Source organism: Azospirillum brasilense, assembly GCF_003349955.1.
GTDB lineage: Bacteria > Pseudomonadota > Alphaproteobacteria > Azospirillales > Azospirillaceae > Azospirillum > Azospirillum brasilense_B.
In genome coordinates, this window is record NZ_QLKQ01000006.1 from 67,487 (window position 1) to 84,918 (window position 17,432).

Sequence of the window (17,432 nt, forward strand, 5' to 3'; positions counted from 1 at the left end):
GCCGGCGGCGCAGAAGGCGAATCGTCTCAGGCGAATCGTCTCAGGCAAATCGTCTCAGGCAAATCGTCTCAGGCGCTGCGGATGCGCTGGACGAACTCGTCCACCGACCGGCGCATCGCCTGGGCGTGGTCGCCCAGACTGTTGGCGGCCTGCAGCACGTCCGCCGCCGCCTGCCCGGCCTCGCGGGAGGCGTCGTTCACCTGCCGGATGCTGCGCGAGGCGTCGGCGGTGCCCTCGGCGGCCTGCTGGACGTTGCGCGTGATCGCCCCGGTCGCCGCGGACTGGCGTTCCACGGCCTGGGCGATGGACCCGGCGATGTCGTTCACCCGCCGCACCGTGTCGGCGATGTCGCGGATCGCCGACACGGCGTCGTGGGTTTCCGTCTGGATCGCCTGGATCTGGGCGGCGATCTCCTCGGTGGCGCGGGCGGTCTGGTTGGCGAGCCCCTTCACCTCGTTGGCGACGACGGCGAATCCCTTGCCGGCCTCGCCGGCGCGGGCGGCCTCGATGGTGGCGTTCAGCGCCAGCAGGTTGGTCTGCGAGGCGATCTGCTGGATGAGCTGGACCACGCTGCCGATGCGCTCCGCCGTGCCGGACAGGCTTTCCACCGTCGCGTTGGTGCGCTGGGCCTCCTCGAGGGCGGCCCGGCTGGTGCGCGCGGCGTTGTCGACCTGCTGGCCGATCTCGGTGATCGAACCGCTCAGCTCATCGGTCGCGGAGGCGACGGTCTGGACGTTGCCCGACGCCTGTTCGGTGACCATGGCGACGGACGACGCCTGAACCGTCGTCCGCTCGGCGATGGCCGTCATGCTGCGCGCGCTGCCCTGGAGCTGGCCCGCCGCCGCGGCGACGGCGCTGACCGTGTCCTGAACACCGGTCTGGAAGGAGTCGGCCAGCTCGTTCATCAGCCGCCGCTTCTCCGCCGCGGCCCGCTGGTCGGCCTGCCGGGCCTCCTCCTCCATGGCGCGGTTGCGCTGGAGGCTGTCCTTGAAAACCAGCATGGCGCCGGCCATCGCGCCGATCTCGTCGCGCCGGTTCTGTGCGGGAACGGCGATGGCGAGGTCCCCGTCGGCCAGCCGCCGCATCGCCTCCGTCATGGCGCGCACCGGCCGGGCCACCGCGCGGGTGGTGAGCAGGGCGGTCAGCAGGAGGACCGCCGTCATCGCCAGCGAGATCGATACCCCGATCAGGCCGTAGCGGTCGGCGGTGGTGTCGTACTCCTCGTCCGCGTCCCTGGCCTCGCGGGCGGTGGAGAGCTTGATCTTCTCGTAGAGGTCGGACATGGCGGCCAGCTCGCGGTCGATGCGGTCGTCCATGGCGCGGGTCCGCGCGTCGGCGGGTCCGTTGCGCAGGATGGGCAGCATCTCCGTCTCGAAGATGGCCACGGCGGCCCGGAAATGCCGCTCGGCCTCGTCCGCCCAGGCGCGCTCGTCCGGCGTGTCCATCACCTCGGCGGTCTTGCGGATGTAGAGTTCGGCGTTCCCGCGCACGCTCTTCCACTGCTCGTCGTGCTGCGGGGCGTAGCCGTTGATCTGCGCGTCGGCCACGATCTTGTAGAGGCGTCCGTCATAACCGGCGAGTTCGGTCAGCGTCGTGGCGTCGGCGACCCGCCGCATCCCCTCCTGCTGCAGGTCGCTCAGCCGCGTCATGGCGAGGTTGTTGAACAGGGCGACGGCGGCGAACCCCGCCACGCCGATGCCGAAGCCGAGGAAAAGGCGTTTCGCCAGCGTCAGTGATGCCGTCATTGGGGGCCTGCCGGGTTGGGTGCGATGAAATGGCTTCGGCGCGAATTTGATCCGTATGTCGGTCAATCTAACAGGGAATCGGACGCCGCACCATGCGGTGTCGGTCGCGCAAACCTTTTGCCACGCCCCCATCTTCCGGAGTCATCCCGTCACCGGTGCGAAGGCGGGCGCCGGTGGAAGGGATATCCCTGAATCATTGCGGTAATAGAATTCGGGTGATAGCTTCCAAGCCGTTTTTCCAGACGTTTCGGAAGAGAGTGGAAGGCATGTCGCTCGACAAGGCCACCGTGGCCAAGATCGCGCATCTGGCCCGCATCAAGGTGCCGGACGATGAACTGGATCACCTGGCGGGTGAGCTGAGCCAAATCCTGACCTTCGTCGAACAGTTGGGCGAGGTCGACACGCAGGACGTGCCGCCGATGACCAGCGTGGCCGCGCAGACGCTGCGCCGCCGCAAGGACGAGGTGACCGATGGCGGTTACCGCGATGCCGTCCTCTCCAACGGCCCGGAGACGGCCGAAGGCTTCTACGTCGTTCCGAAGGTGGTCGAGTGATGACCGGTCTTACGCATCTGACCATGGCGGCGGCCCTCGACGGCCTCGCCAAGAAGGAGTTCACCGCGGTCGAACTGACCGAGGCCCACGTCAAGGCGGTGGAGACGATCCGCCCCCTGAACGCCTTCATCACCGAGACGCCGGAGCAGGCGCTGGCGATGGCCAAGGCGTCGGACGCCCGCCGCGCCAAGGGCGAGGCCGGCCCGATGGAGGGCCTGCCCATCGCGGTGAAGGACCTGTTCTGCACCAAGGGCGTGCCGACCACCGCGGCCAGCCACATCCTCGACGGCTTCAAGCCGGAGTATGAGTCCACCGTCACCAGCAACCTGTGGCGCGACGGCGCCGTCATGCTGGGCAAGGTGAACCTGGACGAGTTCGCCATGGGCTCGGCCAACATCACCTCCCACCACGGCAACGTCATCAGCCCGTGGAGCCCGGGCGAGGTCGGCAACTGGTCGCGCCAGATCGTTCCCGGCGGCTCGTCGGGCGGCTCGGCCGCAGCGGTCGCCGCGCGCGCCGCTCTGGGCGCCACCGGCACGGACACCGGCGGCTCGATCCGCCAGCCCGCCGCCTTCACCGGCATCGTCGGCATCAAGCCGACCTACGGCCGCTGCTCGCGCTGGGGCGTGGTCGCCTTCGCCTCCTCGCTGGACCAGGCCGGCCCGATGACCCGCACGGTCGAGGACGCGGCGATCATGCTGCGCTCGATGTGCGGCTTCGACCCGAAGGACTCGACCTCGGTCGACATGGCGGTGCCGGACTTCCGCGCCGCGCTGACCGGCGACATCCGCGGCCTGAAGGTCGGCATTCCCAAGGAATACCGGGTGGAGGGCATGCCCGCCGAGATCGCCGCGATCTGGGACCAGGGCATCGAATGGCTGAAGCAGGCCGGCGCCGAGCCGGTGGAGATCAGCCTGCCGCACACCAAGTACGCGCTCGCCACCTACTACATCGTCGCTCCGGCCGAGGCGTCGTCGAACCTCGCGCGCTACGACGGCCTGCGCTACGGCCTGCGGGTCGAGGGCGCCAGCCTGAAGGACATGTACGAGAACACCCGCGGCGCCGGCTTCGGCAAGGAGGTCCGCCGCCGCATCCTGATCGGCACCTACGTGCTGTCGGCGGGCTATTACGACGCCTACTACAACAAGGCCCGTCAGGTGCGCACGCGCATCAAGTGGGACTTCGACGAGGCGTTCAAGACGTGCGACGTCATCCTGACGCCGACCGCGCCGAGCACCGCCTTCGCCATCGGCGAGAAGATGGACGATCCGATCCAGATGTACCTGAACGACGTGTTCACGGTCCCGGCCTCGCTGGCCGGCCTGCCGGGCATGTCGGTTCCGGCGGGCGTCGGGTCGGACGGGCTGCCGCTGGGGCTCCAGCTCCTGGGCCGGCCCTTCGATGAGGAGACCGTCCTGCGCGTCGGTCAGGTCATCGAGAAGGCCGCCGCCGTCACCGCCACCCCGCCGTTCATGGCCTGAGCCGGACGAGAGAAGAGACCGATGTCGTACATTCAGGGCGAAACGGGCGATTGGGAAATCGTGATCGGGCTGGAGGTCCACGCCCAGGTCATCTCGAACGCCAAGCTGTTCTCCGGCGCCGCCACCGCCTTCGGCGCGGAGCCGAACAGCCAGGTCAGCTTCGTCGACGCCGCCTTTCCCGGTATGCTGCCCGTCATCAACGAGCACTGCATCGAGCAGGCGGTGCGCACCGGCCTGGGGCTGAAGGCGCAGATCAACCTGCACTCGGTGTTCGACCGCAAGAACTACTTCTACGCCGACCTGCCGCAGGGCTATCAGATCAGCCAGTATCTGCAGCCCATCGTCGGCAAGGGCGAGATCGTTCTGGACCTGCCGGACGGCTCCTCGCGCACGGTCGGCGTCACGCGCCTGCATCTGGAGCAGGACGCCGGCAAGTCGCTGCACGACCAGCACCCCGCCAAGACCTACATCGACCTGAACCGGTCGGGCGTGGCGCTGATGGAGATCGTGTCGGAGCCGGACATGCGCACCGCGGAGGAAGCCGGCGCCTATGTGCGCAAGCTGCGCTCCATCCTGCGCTACCTCGGCACCTGCGACGGCAACATGGAGGAAGGCTCCATGCGCTGCGACGTCAACGTGTCGGTGCGCAAGCCGGGCGCGCCCTTCGGCACGCGCTGCGAGATCAAGAACGTCAACTCGATCCGCTTCGTCATGCAGGCGATCGAGTACGAGGCGCGCCGCCAGATCGAGATCATCGAGGAGGGCGGCAAGATCGACCAGGAGACGCGTTTGTGGGACACGACCAAGTTCGTGACCCGCTCCATGCGCTCCAAGGAAGAAGCGCACGACTACCGCTACTTCCCCGATCCGGACCTGCTGCCGCTGGAACTGGACGCCGACTGGGTCGAGGATATCAAGAAGACCCTGCCGGAACTGCCGGACGACAAGAAGGCCCGCTTCATCAGCGAGTACAAGCTGTCGCCCTACGACGCCAACGTTCTGGTGTCGGAGAAGGCCCGCGCCGACTTCTACGAGGCGGTGGCCAAGGGCCGCGACCCGAAGCTGGCCGCCAACTGGGTCACCGGCGAGCTGTTCGGCTATCTGAACAAGGCCGGCAAGGAGATCGAGGAGAGCCCCGTCTCGGCGGAGAACCTCGGTGGCCTGATCGACCTGATCGCCGACAACACCATCTCCGGCCGAATCGCCAAGGAGGTGTTCGAGGCGATGTTCGAAACCGGTGAGAAGCCGGCCGACATCGTCGAGAAGAAGGGGCTGCGCCAGGTCACCGACACCGGGGCCATCGAGTCGTCCATCGACGCGGTGCTGGCCGCCAACGCCGACAAGGTGGCGGAGTTCCGCTCGGGCAAGGACAAGCTGTTCGGCTTCTTCGTCGGTCAGGTCATGAAGGCGACCCAGGGCAAGGCCAACCCGGCCCTGGTCAACGAAATCCTGATGGCCAAGCTGAAGGGCTGATCGGGAACGGTCCTGACGCCCGCCGGAACACGGTGCGGCGTCATAACCGTTGATTTTGTTCTCCCGTCGGTTTCAAGTGGGGCCGGCGGGAGGCCCAATGATTGCAGATTCGCTGACGGTGGCGCTGTTTGCGCTGTTCGCCGGTCTCCTGGCCGGATTTCTCGCCGGCTTGCTGGCGGCGCGGCGCATGGCACGGCGCCCCTCGGTCGATAAGACGGCCCCTCCCTCCGCGGCGACGGAGGACCGGCTGCGCGCCATCCTGGACACCGCTCCCATCGGTGTTCTCATCAACACGCGCGACGGCGACAACCTCTACCACAGCCCCAGTGCCGCCACCTGTTTCAAAGTCAGCGGCGAGCAGCTTCAGCGCGACGGCATGTGGCCGCTCTATCATGACCCGCTGGATCGCAGGACCGCCATCGACCGCCTCTACGCCGAGGGGCGCTTCGACGGGCAGGAGGTGCTGCTGCGTCGCGGCGACGGTGAAACCTGCATGGGGTCGCTGAGTTCGACCGTCATCGACTTCGAAGGGCAGCGCTGCCACATCAGCTGGTTCTACGACCTGACGGAGCAGAAGAAGGCCGACGCGGTGCGCCGCGATCTGGCCGACCGTCTGGAAATGGCCCTGGACGCCACCGGCGCCGCGGTGTGGGACACCGACATCCCGCGGGGGACCTGCTGGTGGTCCGACAGCTTCGCGCGCATGCTGGGCTACGCCGAACCGCCGGAGATGCCCGCCGACTTCTGGGATCGGCGCCTGCATCCCGACGACCGGCGGCGCGTGCTGACCACCATCGACGCCCATCTGCGCGGCGAGACCGCGGCCTACGCCTACGATTACCGTCTGCGCCGCGCCGACGGCGGCTGGATGTGGATCGCCGCGCAGGGGAGGGCGATCCGCGACGCCTCCGGGCGCGCGGTGCGCTACGTCGGCATCATGACCGACATCACCGAGCGCCGCCGCCAGGAGGAGGAGGTCCGCGCCGGCAAGGAGCGGCTGCTGCGCATCCTGGAGGCCAGCCCCATCGCGGTGAACATCACGCGCCGCGACGGCCTGCTGGTGTTCTGCAACACGCAGTCGGAGATCATCCTGGGCCGGTCGCGCGACGATCTGCTGCCGATGCCCGCCGAGCGGCTGTACGCCGATCCGGCCGACCGTCGTGCCTTGATCGCCCGCTTCGAACGGGAGGGTCCCTTCCGCGACGCCGAGGTGCGCTTCCGCAAGCCCGACGGAACGATCGTCTGGGTGCTGTCGAGTTGGGGCGAGATCGAGATGGACGGCGAGCCGGCGCTGCTGACCTGGCTTTACGACATCAACGACCGCAAGGCGGCGGAGGCCGCCATGGAGGCCGCCCGCGACGAGGCGGAACGCGCGCTTGCCGACCTGCGCGCCGCCCAGGAGAGCCTGATCCAGGCCGAGGCGATGGCCTCGCTGGGGCAACTGGTCGCCGGGGTGGCGCACGAGATCAACACGCCCATCGGCATCGGCCTCACCGCCGCCAGCCACATCGCCGAACAGGCCCGTGACCTGCGCGCCCGTTTCGATTCGGGTGCGCTGAAGAAAACCAACCTCGCCGAGTATCTGGACGCGGTGACGGAGGCGGCCCGCCTGCTGGTGTCGAACATGAACCGGGCGGCGGCGCTGGTGCAGAGCTTCAAACAGGTGGCGGTGGACCAGACTTCCGGGGAGCGGCGCTCCTTCGATCTGCGGACTTACGTCGACGAGGTGCTCTTTTCCTTGCGGCCGCGCTTGAAACGCACGCGTGTGACGGTCGAGGTGGATTGTCCGGAGGGGCTGGCGATGGACAGCTTTCCCGGCGCGCTGAGCCAAGTTCTAACCAACCTCGTGATCAACGCGCTGATCCACGCTTATGCCGACGATCAGCGGGGAACCATCCGAATCGTGATCCGATCCGATGGCGACGATCATGTCGTCATCGACTTTTCCGACGACGGGTCCGGGATTTCCGAGGATCATCTGCCGAAGGTCTTCGAACCCTTCTTCACGACCAAGCGGGGCGAGGGCGGCTCGGGGCTCGGGCTGCACATTGTGCACAGCACGGTGACGGGTGTGCTGGGCGGCACGGTGGCGGTGCGGTCGGTGACCGGGCAGGGCACGGGCTTTACCCTGCGGTTGCCGCGCTGCATCGCGCGGGATGCTGCTCCACCCACGGCTCTGCTGTCCGAACCGGGGCCATCCGAACCGGGGCCGGCGGTGCCGGTCTGACGGACCGCCAGGGACCGGTCAAAGACCTATGGTCGGTTCAGAGGTGCAGATCCTGGAACTGCAGATGCTTGGGCCGGCGGCCGCGGCGCTTGGGCGTGGCGAAGGCGGCCGTGGCGCCGCTTTCACCACGCACCTCGGCCTTCAGTTCCTGCACGCAGCGCAACAGCAGCTCCTTTTCGCGCAGGTCCTCGCGGTCGGTGATTTCCAAACAGCTCAGCTTGATTTCGACCAGATCGATCAGCGTTTCGGCGCAGCGGCGTGACAAGCTCATGGCATCCTCCCGACCAAGGATTGCTATCGCGTTCTGGTGGTAAGCTACCTTTAATTTTCTAAAAAGTACATAAAATTTTATACAGATTTTGATCTTTCTCGGCTCGATCACATTTTTGATGAGTAAGCGTTGACAGGCTTCATCCGGATCGTTAGAACCCACCCCACGCCAGCGGCGCCACAGAGCGCCGACCCGGTAGGAGGGGTGGCCGAGAGGCTGAAGGCGGCGGTTTGCTAAACCGTTATAGGGGCTCAAACCCCTATCGTGGGTTCGAATCCCATCCCCTCCGCCATTTTCCTCAAATGCGATATATCCGGCATTTTCGGGCGACGGCGAGGTGATGCCTTGCCTCTCAGTGTACCGGATTTGTGTACCGGATCAAGCGCTTGGCCGCGCCATGCAAGGCGCGTTCGGGTTGCGGCGGGACTCTCGCCAGCGGTCCTGCGGGCGTCCCTCCGCCACTTTCGAATGAACGGTCGATAGGACCTCAGTCGGGGCGCCGGTTCCTCGATGGTTGCCGAGCGATCCAGCGGACCGGCCGAAAACTTTGCCGAGGCCGAAACGACGATTCGCTGACGCCCGGCATTCTCCTGTCGTGAAAAGGGAGGGCCGCCAGCAACCCGAACGGCCGACCTACTCCCCCAGAGGCGTTCGATCCGGGGGCTCGCTCTGTCGTGGGACAAGGCTGGTGGCGACACGCCGGAAGAGATTCGACGCGCGAGGCGCAGGATCGGCCTCGGGAGCGGGGACGGCCGCCGGCTGGTAGGCCCGGTCGAGCCAGCGGTCATGGGCCGTGCGCGCCTCGGGGTGGCTTCGCATGAGCGCTTGGGTCAGAGCGCCGCACGCTTCCTCGGTCGTGCCGCTTCCGCCGTTCCGGCGCAGCAGAAGCCGGGCCGCCGCGACGAGATCCTGCCACGCCCGGCTCAGGCGCTCCTGAGCGTCTTTGACGCGGCTGGTGTCGACGTTGCGGGCTTTCCACCAGTGCAGAAGGGCCCCGACGTAGGAGCCGAGTCGATCGGCGAGCGCCAACTCGACGGGGGAGGGGGCTTCGTCGGCGGGTGCCGGCGGGCGCGATCCCCGCGCTGTCAGGTCCCGGATTCGGCGGGCGGCAGTCTTGGCGTCGTGAGCCTCGCGCCGGCAAGCTTCGTCCAGCGTTGGGACGGACGATGGAGGCGGAACGCTGGGGCGCCGCTGGTCTCCCCATTCCGACCGACCGGAAGCCGGCGGTCGAATCGGCTGGTGCTGTGCGCTGTGCGAGGCTGGCGGGCGGGCCGAACCATGGTCTTGCGCCGGAACTCGGGCCAGCGATCGGCTTCGGAATCCTGTGTGGTCTCCACTCCGACCCGCGGGCGGCGCGTGACGATCCCGTGCCGGTGCGGGGCGGTTCCGGAGCGCGGCGTTGCTGGACGGCTGGTCGGCGGACGCCGACGCCGCCATTCGGGGAGCCTTGTCCTCCGCCAATGGCCTTGCCTGTCGGGGAACCGGTGCCGCGACGCGAACCGTTGCCGGCGCGCGGCTTGCGCTGTGCCCGCTTTCGTGCCGGTTCTCCGACGGCGGCGCCATGGTGGTGGCGCCGGCCGGGAACGTCGGCGGGAGCGCGACGGCGGACTGGACCTGCTCCGTCTGCAGGACGTCCTCTGCCGTCTCCCTGGCCACTTCACCAACGCCGGGAGTGGTGGCTCTCGATGCCGTCGGCACCGAGGCGCCGGCACCCAGCCGGCAGACGATCGGCGCCGGTGACGGCCGCGTCGGGGTCACGTCGTCGGGCTCGGTCGGCCAGTAAGAGTCCGCGTCGTCGGCCGGCGCCGGCGCGACGGGTTTCTTCCGTTCCGCCTGTGACGTGACAAGGTGGACGGGGAGCCCGCCTGTCACCTCGGAGGGCGACCGCACCTTCTCCAGGCCCACGCCCTCGCGCAGGCGGCCGCGAAGCTCCTCGACGGTCGGCAAGGCTTCAACGACGCCCTCGAGATCCTTGCGCACGCGCGCCGCCGTCCAGGCACCGCGTTCGCCGGCCGCCAGCAGGCGATGGAGCGCCCAGGCCTCGCCGGCGGCGTCGACCGCGAGCACCGCGTTGCGCCGATCGCCCCGGGCGAGGATGAAGCCGGCCTCGGCCAGGGCCGCGCGGCGCGCCTGCGGGCTGTCGGCGAGCCGCCACGCCGCGGCGGCGCACTCGGCGTCGGTCGCCTTGCGGGAGCCCGAGCGGCTCTCCTGCTGCGCCTTGGCTTCCGAGCGGCCGGCACGTGGACGCCGCCGTTCGGTCAGGCCGCGGAGTTGTTCGGCTTTGTCGCTGTAGCCGTGCTGCTCGAGTTAGGCCACGACAGCCCGGTTGTGGGCAACCTTCGTCAGCGGATGCCCGAAACTCAACTCGCAGAGCCGCGCGACGACCTCGTTCGCTTGGAAGGAATGCCCAAGATGGACGGCTCTGCCGTCGGGGCGGATGCGCAGGTAGGCGCGGTGCCGGTGACTGGGCCGGCCGGAGTCCCCCGGCTTTGCGTGCTCGACCTCGATGTAGGGTTGCCAGAAGAGGCCATGCTGCTCCTCATAGAACTCCCAGGCATCGGCCCACTGATCATTCGACAGGGGCTGGGCGGGCGAGATGGAAGCGTGGACGAGAAAGTCGCGCGCCCGTGAGTTGGCGATCCGCCACTGCGCCTCGAACTGGCGCAGGGCGACATGGACGTCCAGCGCGACCACGCCGCGCCCGTCGATGATCGTCGCGGCCTCGTTGGCGTCGGTCCGGGTGAGGGGGTGGAGAGCCAAGCCGCGTCACCGCGCTGGGTTGTCTTGACGATCATGAGGGCCGCTTCCCCGACACCGCCGCGATGATCCGTTCGGCCAGCTCCAGAACGGCCTTCTCGGCCTTCGCGTAGCCGTCCATGGCCGGCCTGACGGCGCCGGCGTTGCCCCGCGCCGCCAGTTGGTTGAGGAGCGTACGGACATGCCGAAGGTCGCTCTGCAGAGCGCCGAGGAGGGGGAGCGCCGCTTGAAGTTCCGGTGGTGCTGCGATCGCTCTGGCGCGGCGGACCTTCGGGATGGCCTGTCCTTGGGAGGACAGGGCAACGGCGCGCGCGAACTGGGCCGCCGACAGGTCTCGCTCCTCGCCGGCGCGCTGGAGCCGGTCGAACTCATCCGCCGACACGCGGTAGCTGATCTGACAGGCTCTGACGCGCTGCTCGCTCCCGCTGTCGTCGCGGGCGGGACGTCGGGGTGTCTTCGGCATCGCGGCCTCCTCGCGGTGGGGTCCGGGGAGGCTGGCCTCTCCGGCGGGTGGGTCCACGGGAGGGCTGGCCCTCCCTGGCGGGGTCCACGGGGCGGAGCCCCTGGCCGGCCTGCGCGAGTTGGAGTCCCCTTGGGGCGAAAATCGCGCATGGCTGGCCGTCCGCCCCAAGGGGCGGGACGAGGGGGGAGATGGCGGCCGACGATGAAGGCGCAACGGGGAGAAGGACGATCGGGACTGCAGTGAGGACAGCGGCGGCGATTGAGGTGCCGACGCCGTCCTCAGGGTCAGGCGGCCGCGAGCGGCGGCGGCGCGTCGGACGATCCGCCGTCGGCCGGGGACGGCGCGGCCAGCACCAGGTTGGCCAGGGGCTGGTCGGCCGAGGTCGTCCCCGGCTCCGGAGGGACAGCGGCGCGGTTCTTCTCTGCGCGCGCCGCTGGGTGGCGGCGGCGCGCTTCGCCGGGCGGGAACGGGGCTGAACCGGGGGCGCCGCCGGCGGCGCGGCGGCGCAGGCCATCGCGGTGGTCAGCTGGACGACGACCTCGCCCAGCGCGTTGGCACGCCCGGCGGTTTCGGCGCTGGCGACGAGCTGGGCCGACAGCTCGGCGATGCGGGCCTCGGCAGCCTGCACGGCGGCTTCCAGCGTCGGGACGTGCGAGGCGGTCCCGAGCAGCTCCTGGTGCCGACGCTCGGCCCGATTGGCGGCGTCCTGCAGGTCCGCGATGCGGGCCTCAGCCGTCTGGATGTCGGAGATGCGCTGCTCGAGCTCGGCTTCCAGAGCCGGGATACGCGCCGCCGTCCCGGTCAGTTCACGGATCCGGTTCACCGCGTGGGCGGCGGCGGCGCGCAGATCGTCGGGATCGTCGGAGGACTCCAGTTCGACCGTGGCCAGCAGAGTGGCGATGATCCCCTGCAGCATCTCCACCTCTTCGGCAGCGGCGTCGAGGTCCGCGTCGGTCCGCCCCCGGCTCTCCTCGAGGGTGCGCCGCAGCTCTTCGGTCTGCGCTCGCGCCGCGGCGACGCCGGCAGCCCGAGCCTCCGCCTCCGCAGCGAGAAGCTGGGCAGCCCGTTGCCGCTCGTCGGCGATCGTCCGGGTCATGATGTCGGCGAAGGTTCGGGACAGCTGATCCGCAACCTGGAGCCACTCCAGCGGCAGTTCGACCGGCGCCTCTTCCGACAGCGGAGAGGACGGCACCGGAGAAGGCGGCGTCGGCGGAGACGAAGCGGCGGCGATCTCGCGCAGGTGGCGGTTGATCGTGGTCATCGAGCCGCCGCCGATCCGATTCCGGACGGCATCGTAGGTCGGCGGGATACCCTGTGCGACGAGCGTATGGTAGGCGGCCTGCACCGCGGCCTGTGTTGCCTTCTGCGCCATGATCTCTTCCCGGTTGCATCGAATGATCCAGGGACGAGGCCGGCGCCGTAGCCTACACCCCTACACCCCTACGCCACGGTCGGCTGCGGTGTAGGGGTGTAGGATCGTAGGCTACGGCGCCTTCCCTACGGCCATATGGTTCCCTACGGGCATCGCGTCTTCAGGTGTGCGGGCCATGGGGACACCGCCCATCCAGCGCATCGCCCTTCCGGGTCCCGCGAAGCATCACGGGCCGAGGAGGTCCTCGACGCTGGCGAACGGCAGGATTCGGCCGACGCCGCGCAGTCCGCGCAGGGTCGGACGCTCAAGCTCGAGGCGCAGGCGGTCGACCTGCCCATTGGGCACCGCAACGAAGAGTCCCCCCGGGGGCTGGCCGGCGGTCTTGAAGACGTCGCTCAACCGAACCAAAGCCTTGGTCGCCTTGCCGGCGCTGGTCTCGATCTCGTACAGGCGGAAGGGCTGGCCGGCGCGCAGCACGACGACGTCGACCTGGGCGAGGCTCCGGTCGGCCGCTGCGTCTCCCAGATTGGGGAGAGTGCCGGTCAGGCGATGTTGCAGGCCAGGATGTCGACCACGATCGCCCCGCGGCAGGAAGACGGTATCGCCTTTCAGCAGATGGAAGCCGGCCAGCAGTCCTTGGAGGCGTTCGTGGCGCGACAGCGGGCGGGGCGCGCCAGGGGCGGCCGTTGGGGCCCCGGTGCCCGCCAACGAGATCGCGCGAATGAGAGAGCCCGGTTGCACCTCGATGTCCGCGTAGCGTCCGCTTCGAGCCGGCGGTAGAAGCTTGGCGCGCAACTCGTTGGCGATCTGCTGCGTCCGTTTCCCGGCGCGGTGGGGAGCGTGAGTGGCTGCCAGCATCTCGGCGAGGCGGTTGGCATGAAGCCAGCTTCCGAGGTGGCTCGGATGGCGCAGCAGGGACAGAGCATCGCCGACGAGGGAACCCGGACGATGGCGGGCGGAGGCGTGTGCGGCAGCGATCGGGGCGAAGGGAAGAAGCATGGCGGTCTCCGTGCCCATGTCGGTGCCCGGCGGAATGCCGGCGGCGGGGCAAGGGAGCAGGGCAACGAGAGCCGGATGGCCGCCGGAAGCTTCTATGCCGGATCGGCCTCGAGGATCGCCACTCCTACACGCGGCGGCCGCGCGTCGCATGAACCCCGGCGGGACCGCACAGTTTCTGGGAACTGTCCCGCGGGCATGCCCCCATATGACCGTCAGCCTCCGGGTCTTGACCGCGCCGATCCACGGATCGGCCGCCGTCATCACGACAGGAGGTTCCATGCGCGTCGTCTACATCCGCTCCCGCGCCTGCCCGATGTCGGCGCCGGCCGACCTGCCCGACGAGCATGCCACGATCACCGGCGCCCTCGTCCTGTACGACAGCAGCGCCGATCAGGCTGGTCTCGAATTCCTGCTCGCGACCCTCGCCGAAGGCGACGATCTGCTCGTTCCAGGCGTTCGGGATCTCGGCGACACTGCCGATGCGGCGCTGGCGTCGTTGCGCCGTGCGGCGGAAGCTGGAGTGCGCGTCACCCTGCTGCGGGACGGGCTCGACAGTGGCGTCGTACTGCAGGTCGCCGCTCTTCTCGAAGCTCTGTCGGACAACGGCGATACGCGGTCGCGACCGCGCACGGAGTTCCGCGCCTACGTCCGGGCAACGCCGGGGCGCGTTTCCGAGATCGTCGCTCTGTCCGCGGCCGGCGTCGTGGTTCGGGAGATCGCAACGATCGTCGGGTTTTCCGTCAGCACGGTCATGCGCGTCCGGCGCGCCCATCGGGGCGTCCCGCGCGCGCCCTGGCCCGTCGACGGCCTCGTCGAGTGCCTGGGCAACGCCGACTGATCCTCACCACCGGGAGGGACACCCGATGAAGCCGAACCGCTGCATTCTGATTCACCTCGATGGCCCCCGCTCGGCGAAGACCATCACCGTGTCGCTCGAGCGGATCATTGTCCTCGTCAACAGCTTCACGGCGGATGGGCTCTACGATTCCAGTGAGCGGCTCGACCGCTCACTGACCCGTGCGGAAGCGATCGCGACCATTTGCGCCGCCTATCGAAGCCCGGACTTCCTCGCCCTGACCTCTCAGGATCAGGCGGGGATCCTCTGGCGCTAGGCCCTGTGCGCCTCGGGGCCCCTGTAGACCGGTGGTCCGAACTGCGAAGGCCGCCGTCGCTGCGACCGGGAGTGGGCCGGACGGCGGCGCAGCAAGCCCTTCCCGTTGTTCACGATCCGACGCTGCGAGGTTCGGGCGACGCCGGCCGACCTCGCGTCTCTCGGACAGGGTTTCCAGCCTCAGTCCCTCGGCTGGATAAGACCCCGGAAAGCCTCTTCGCAACCCATTGAATTTCCTGGTCTTCGCGGATGGTCAATAAGTCTTCGACCATCGCGCCATCCTCCCCCAAACCCCCTCCTTGTTCCGCCTTCGGCGGGCGACCTGCGGTCGCCAATAATAGGGGTGTCCTCTAACCCCAAAGTCCTCGAGCTCAATACGTCCTAGGCAATGAAAAATGGCGTAGATGCAATGAGTTAGCGGTCGATTTTGGTCGCTATTGCAACATCCGGGGGGCGGCTTGAAGGGCTTATGCGACATTTCGGGGGAGTTATTGCGACATCCTGGGGGCTGGCGTTGTCTCGTTGCGCGCCGTCCCCATACTCGGCGGAGCACCTCAATCCGCTGGTGGGCATTCGATGGCCGAGAAGTACCATGTCACCGGGAAGCCGCTCGATCTCACCACGGATCCGAGCTTTCCGAAGGCAATCGGCCTCGTCGAGATGACGGGAGCCATGGGTTTGACCCTGGCCGATCGTCGCCTCTACAACGCCCTGCTGGCCAACGCCTACGAGACCATCCATCTCGAGCAAGAGCACACGATTCGCCTGTCGGATCTGCGGCAGTTGTCCGCCGCCGCCGGCGCCACGCCCCACAAGCACAACGCGCGCATCAAGGACAGCCTCAAGCGCCTGAAGGGACAGGTGGTGGAGTTTAACGCGCTGGGGTCGGACAATTCCGATTGGACGCACATCACCAGCTTGCTGGGCGACATGAGGTTTTCCAAGGCAGCTGATGTTCTGTTCTACGAGTTTCCGAAAGCTCTACGTCCGCTGCTGGCCGATCCCAGCTTGTACGCGCGCATTCGCCTTGGAATCGTCTACAGGTTCCAGTCGAAGTACGCCCTGATCCTGTACGAAATCCTCCAGCGCCATGCCAGCCGGAAGAGAAAGGCGTGGACCTGGGAGGTCGACGTCGACGTTCTGCGCCGGCTTCTCGGCCTCGACACGCAGATGCCCAATTTCGGTGACGTCCTCCGCCGGGCGATCGAGCCGGCGGTGAGTGACATCAGCGCCCATGCCCCCTTCAATGTTACCGCCACGCTTCAACGGGCGGGGAAGGCCACGAAGGGGCGCGGCGGGAAGGTGACGGTGGTCGCCTTCCATGTCGTCAGAAAGCCTGCCGCAGGCGCGGTGGCGACAGGGGAGAGTGTGCCGATGGAGATCGACGCCGCCGCACCCATCGGCGCCGTCCCGGTCGCCGGGGGCGGCGTCCCCGGTTCGGGCGGCATGTGACGACCATTCCTCCCTCGTGTGTACCTCGCGCGCCGCGCCGTCAAGGTCCAGGACTCCATCGCCTGGACCATGGTTGCCGCCCTACCCATGTCTGCGCATTGGTCTTGGCGCGTCAACTCCTCGGGAGAGCCGTGCTCAACAGAATCGCAAGCAGCGTTGACTTGACGATGCCTTGTCGGAGGGTCACATCGCGAGCAACAGACGATGGACGAGAAACAGGCCAATCCCGGCCACCCCTCCAACGATCGTGCCGTTGAGACGGATGAACTGCAGATCGCGCCCGACGTGAAGCTCCAGAAGGTTTGCCATTCCCTTCGGATCCCATTTGCCAACGATGCCGGCGATGTGTTCGCCAACGTTCCCGCGGTGCTGGGCAACGCCGTCCCGAACCAGCGACTGCACGGCAGCGTTCAGGCGCCCTCGGAGTCCTTCGTCAGCACGCAGCCGCTCGGCGAGCCCGGCCAGCTGTTCCGCGGCGAGCGCGGCGACGTCTTCGCGGGAGTGCTCCAGTGATTGCACCAGCCGCTCCCGCAGCATGGACCATATGGCCTCGAAGTGCTGGTCGAAGTCGCGGTGCCCGATCATGTGTGTCCGGATGCCCTCCAGCTTTGCTGCCCATGCCTCATTCGCCTTGAGCTTCTGCACGTGCTCGAGGACGAGCGCGTGCAACTGGGGGCGGAGCGGCCGTGATGGATCCTTGACGTCCCGGAGTTTGCCTTCGACATCGTGTACGATGCCGTCAGCAATGGGCCCTGAAACGGTTCGAGCTATTGAACCGTCCATCAGCCATTTGGTATCCACGCCCAGCGCTTTGGCGACATATCCGTCAAAGCAGGAAGCCATGTAGGCGACGACCTTCGCGTTGACCTGCCGTTCGATTTCTCCCCTCTCGCTGCGGATCCAGTCCAGCGCCAAGTCAGCAACCTCGTCGACGATGTTGAGGTGTTCGCCCCGCTGGATGAGGGCCATGAGGACATCATCGGCCGTCGCAACGAGATCAATGTCGGCGACAAGGGCCTTGACCTCGTTCCTGAGGCGCTCCTTCAGCACGGCGTCATCGAACGACGAGACCCACTGCGGCAGCAGGGTCGCCGCTTCGTCGGCCAGCATCTGAGCGTTCTCAGGGCTGTCCAGCCACGCGGCGAATTGTCCGGGAAAATCGGCTTCCGCAGCCTTGCGTGCAATGTCGTCCGGGTCGATGAAGTGGTCCCGAACGAACCGGCCAAGGCTCCGGCCAATGCGGTCCTTGTTGTTCGGCAACAGCGCGACGTGTGGGATGGGCAGACCAAGCGGACGCCGGAAGAGGGCCACGACAGCGAACCAGTCGGCGAGGCCGCCCACGGTCGCGGCCTCCGTGGCCGCCCTCGCCGCACCGAGGAAAAGGCCATCTCCGGGAACGAATGTCAGGCCGACGTAACCCGCCGCGGCCGCGGCCAGGGCTCCCGTGGCCACCATCTTCATTCGCCGCAGCGCCATTGGCTGCTCGTCCGGAAGTCCGTCTTCGATCACCGCAACCATCTATCTCTC

The 17,432-nt window shown here is 68.0% G+C and carries 15 protein-coding genes and 1 tRNA gene; 8 read left to right on the forward strand and 8 right to left on the reverse strand.

The window, feature by feature from the left end:
• Positions 1-68 precede the first annotated feature (68 nt).
• Complete coding sequence (locus DXK32_RS04335; protein ID WP_114857416.1) at positions 69-1,745, reverse strand: methyl-accepting chemotaxis protein; 1,677 nt, start codon at positions 1,743-1,745, stop codon at positions 69-71.
• Positions 1,746-2,011: 266 nt separating this feature from the next.
• Between DXK32_RS04335 and gatC the strand changes: the two genes are divergently transcribed.
• The 4 genes from gatC to DXK32_RS04355 all read left to right on the forward strand — a co-directional run bounded on the left by gatC (position 2,012) and on the right by DXK32_RS04355 (position 7,480).
• Complete coding sequence (gene gatC / locus DXK32_RS04340) at positions 2,012-2,299, forward strand: Asp-tRNA(Asn)/Glu-tRNA(Gln) amidotransferase subunit GatC (protein ID WP_014198426.1); 288 nt, start codon at positions 2,012-2,014, stop codon at positions 2,297-2,299.
• A complete protein-coding gene (gene gatA, locus DXK32_RS04345; RefSeq protein WP_114857417.1) occupies positions 2,299-3,780 on the forward strand; it encodes an Asp-tRNA(Asn)/Glu-tRNA(Gln) amidotransferase subunit GatA in 1,482 nt (493 codons plus the stop codon). The genes gatC and gatA overlap by 1 nt, the downstream gene beginning before the upstream one ends.
• 21 nt (positions 3,781-3,801) lie before the next feature.
• Positions 3,802-5,253, forward strand: coding sequence for an Asp-tRNA(Asn)/Glu-tRNA(Gln) amidotransferase subunit GatB (gene gatB / locus DXK32_RS04350; protein WP_114857418.1), 1,452 nt, complete (start codon positions 3,802-3,804; stop codon positions 5,251-5,253).
• Positions 5,254-5,350: 97 nt separating this feature from the next.
• A complete protein-coding gene (locus DXK32_RS04355) occupies positions 5,351-7,480 on the forward strand; it encodes a PAS domain S-box protein (RefSeq protein WP_114857419.1) in 2,130 nt (709 codons plus the stop codon).
• Between the two features lie 37 nt (positions 7,481-7,517).
• On the opposite strand, the gene DXK32_RS04360 is transcribed toward DXK32_RS04355, so the two are convergent.
• A complete protein-coding gene (locus DXK32_RS04360; RefSeq protein WP_114857420.1) occupies positions 7,518-7,751 on the reverse strand; it encodes a hypothetical protein in 234 nt (77 codons plus the stop codon).
• 198 nt (positions 7,752-7,949) lie between these two features.
• Here DXK32_RS04360 and DXK32_RS04365 point away from each other — a divergent pair.
• A tRNA-Ser gene (locus DXK32_RS04365) sits at positions 7,950-8,043 on the forward strand.
• Between the two features lie 341 nt (positions 8,044-8,384).
• Here the strand turns inward: DXK32_RS04365 and DXK32_RS31985 are convergent.
• The 5 genes from DXK32_RS31985 to DXK32_RS04395 form a co-directional block, all read right to left on the reverse strand.
• Positions 8,385-9,818: a hypothetical protein gene (locus DXK32_RS31985; RefSeq protein WP_162801070.1), complete on the reverse strand. Its 1,434-nt coding sequence runs from the start codon at positions 9,816-9,818 to the stop codon at positions 8,385-8,387.
• Positions 9,819-10,058: 240 nt separating this feature from the next.
• Positions 10,059-10,511 carry a relaxase/mobilization nuclease domain-containing protein gene (locus DXK32_RS04380; protein ID WP_114857423.1) on the reverse strand — a complete coding sequence of 151 codons (453 nt, stop codon included), beginning with the start codon at positions 10,509-10,511 and terminating at the stop codon, positions 10,059-10,061.
• A 31-nt stretch (positions 10,512-10,542) separates the two neighbouring features.
• On the reverse strand, positions 10,543-10,890 hold the full coding sequence (locus tag DXK32_RS04385) for a hypothetical protein (RefSeq protein ID WP_114857424.1): 348 nt from the start codon (positions 10,888-10,890) through the stop codon (positions 10,543-10,545).
• Positions 10,877-12,343: a DNA-binding protein gene (locus DXK32_RS04390; RefSeq protein ID WP_114857425.1), complete on the reverse strand. Its 1,467-nt coding sequence runs from the start codon at positions 12,341-12,343 to the stop codon at positions 10,877-10,879. The genes DXK32_RS04385 and DXK32_RS04390 overlap by 14 nt, the downstream gene beginning before the upstream one ends.
• Before the next feature lie 225 nt (positions 12,344-12,568).
• A complete protein-coding gene (locus DXK32_RS04395) occupies positions 12,569-13,342 on the reverse strand; it encodes a hypothetical protein (protein WP_162801071.1) in 774 nt (257 codons plus the stop codon).
• A gap of 277 nt (positions 13,343-13,619) precedes the next feature.
• On the opposite strand from DXK32_RS04395, the gene DXK32_RS04400 reads away from it, so the two are divergent.
• The 3 genes from DXK32_RS04400 to DXK32_RS04410 all read left to right on the forward strand — a co-directional run bounded on the left by DXK32_RS04400 (position 13,620) and on the right by DXK32_RS04410 (position 15,905).
• Positions 13,620-14,180 (forward strand): helix-turn-helix domain-containing protein, encoded by a 561-nt coding sequence (locus DXK32_RS04400; RefSeq protein WP_162801072.1) that lies wholly within the window; start codon positions 13,620-13,622, stop codon positions 14,178-14,180.
• A 25-nt stretch (positions 14,181-14,205) separates the two neighbouring features.
• Positions 14,206-14,454 carry a hypothetical protein gene (locus tag DXK32_RS04405; protein ID WP_114857428.1) on the forward strand — a complete coding sequence of 83 codons (249 nt, stop codon included), beginning with the start codon at positions 14,206-14,208 and terminating at the stop codon, positions 14,452-14,454.
• Positions 14,455-15,029: 575 nt separating this feature from the next.
• On the forward strand, positions 15,030-15,905 hold the full coding sequence (locus DXK32_RS04410; RefSeq protein ID WP_114857429.1) for a replication initiation protein: 876 nt from the start codon (positions 15,030-15,032) through the stop codon (positions 15,903-15,905).
• Positions 15,906-16,088: 183 nt separating this feature from the next.
• On the opposite strand, the gene DXK32_RS04415 is transcribed toward DXK32_RS04410, so the two are convergent.
• On the reverse strand, positions 16,089-17,423 hold the full coding sequence (locus DXK32_RS04415; protein WP_114857430.1) for a DUF445 domain-containing protein: 1,335 nt from the start codon (positions 17,421-17,423) through the stop codon (positions 16,089-16,091).
• Between the last annotated feature and the right edge of the window lie 9 nt (positions 17,424-17,432).

Coding starts and splice junctions, on each gene's coding strand:
- DXK32_RS04395 (WP_162801071.1), bottom strand. CDS start 13,342: ATGCTTCTTCCCTTCGCCCCGATCGCTGCCGCACACGCCTCCGCCCGC.
- DXK32_RS04335 (WP_114857416.1), bottom strand. CDS start 1,745: ATGACGGCATCACTGACGCTGGCGAAACGCCTTTTCCTCGGCTTCGGC.
- DXK32_RS04405 (WP_114857428.1), top strand. CDS start 14,206: ATGAAGCCGAACCGCTGCATTCTGATTCACCTCGATGGCCCCCGCTCG.
- DXK32_RS04360 (WP_114857420.1), bottom strand. CDS start 7,751: ATGAGCTTGTCACGCCGCTGCGCCGAAACGCTGATCGATCTGGTCGAA.
- DXK32_RS04400 (WP_162801072.1), top strand. CDS start 13,620: ATGCGCGTCGTCTACATCCGCTCCCGCGCCTGCCCGATGTCGGCGCCG.
- gatC (WP_014198426.1), top strand. CDS start 2,012: ATGTCGCTCGACAAGGCCACCGTGGCCAAGATCGCGCATCTGGCCCGC.
- DXK32_RS04355 (WP_114857419.1), top strand. CDS start 5,351: ATGATTGCAGATTCGCTGACGGTGGCGCTGTTTGCGCTGTTCGCCGGT.
- gatA (WP_114857417.1), top strand. CDS start 2,299: ATGACCGGTCTTACGCATCTGACCATGGCGGCGGCCCTCGACGGCCTC.
- DXK32_RS04415 (WP_114857430.1), bottom strand. CDS start 17,423: ATGGTTGCGGTGATCGAAGACGGACTTCCGGACGAGCAGCCAATGGCG.
- DXK32_RS04390 (WP_114857425.1), bottom strand. CDS start 12,343: ATGGCGCAGAAGGCAACACAGGCCGCGGTGCAGGCCGCCTACCATACG.
- DXK32_RS04410 (WP_114857429.1), top strand. CDS start 15,030: ATGGCCGAGAAGTACCATGTCACCGGGAAGCCGCTCGATCTCACCACG.
- gatB (WP_114857418.1), top strand. CDS start 3,802: ATGTCGTACATTCAGGGCGAAACGGGCGATTGGGAAATCGTGATCGGG.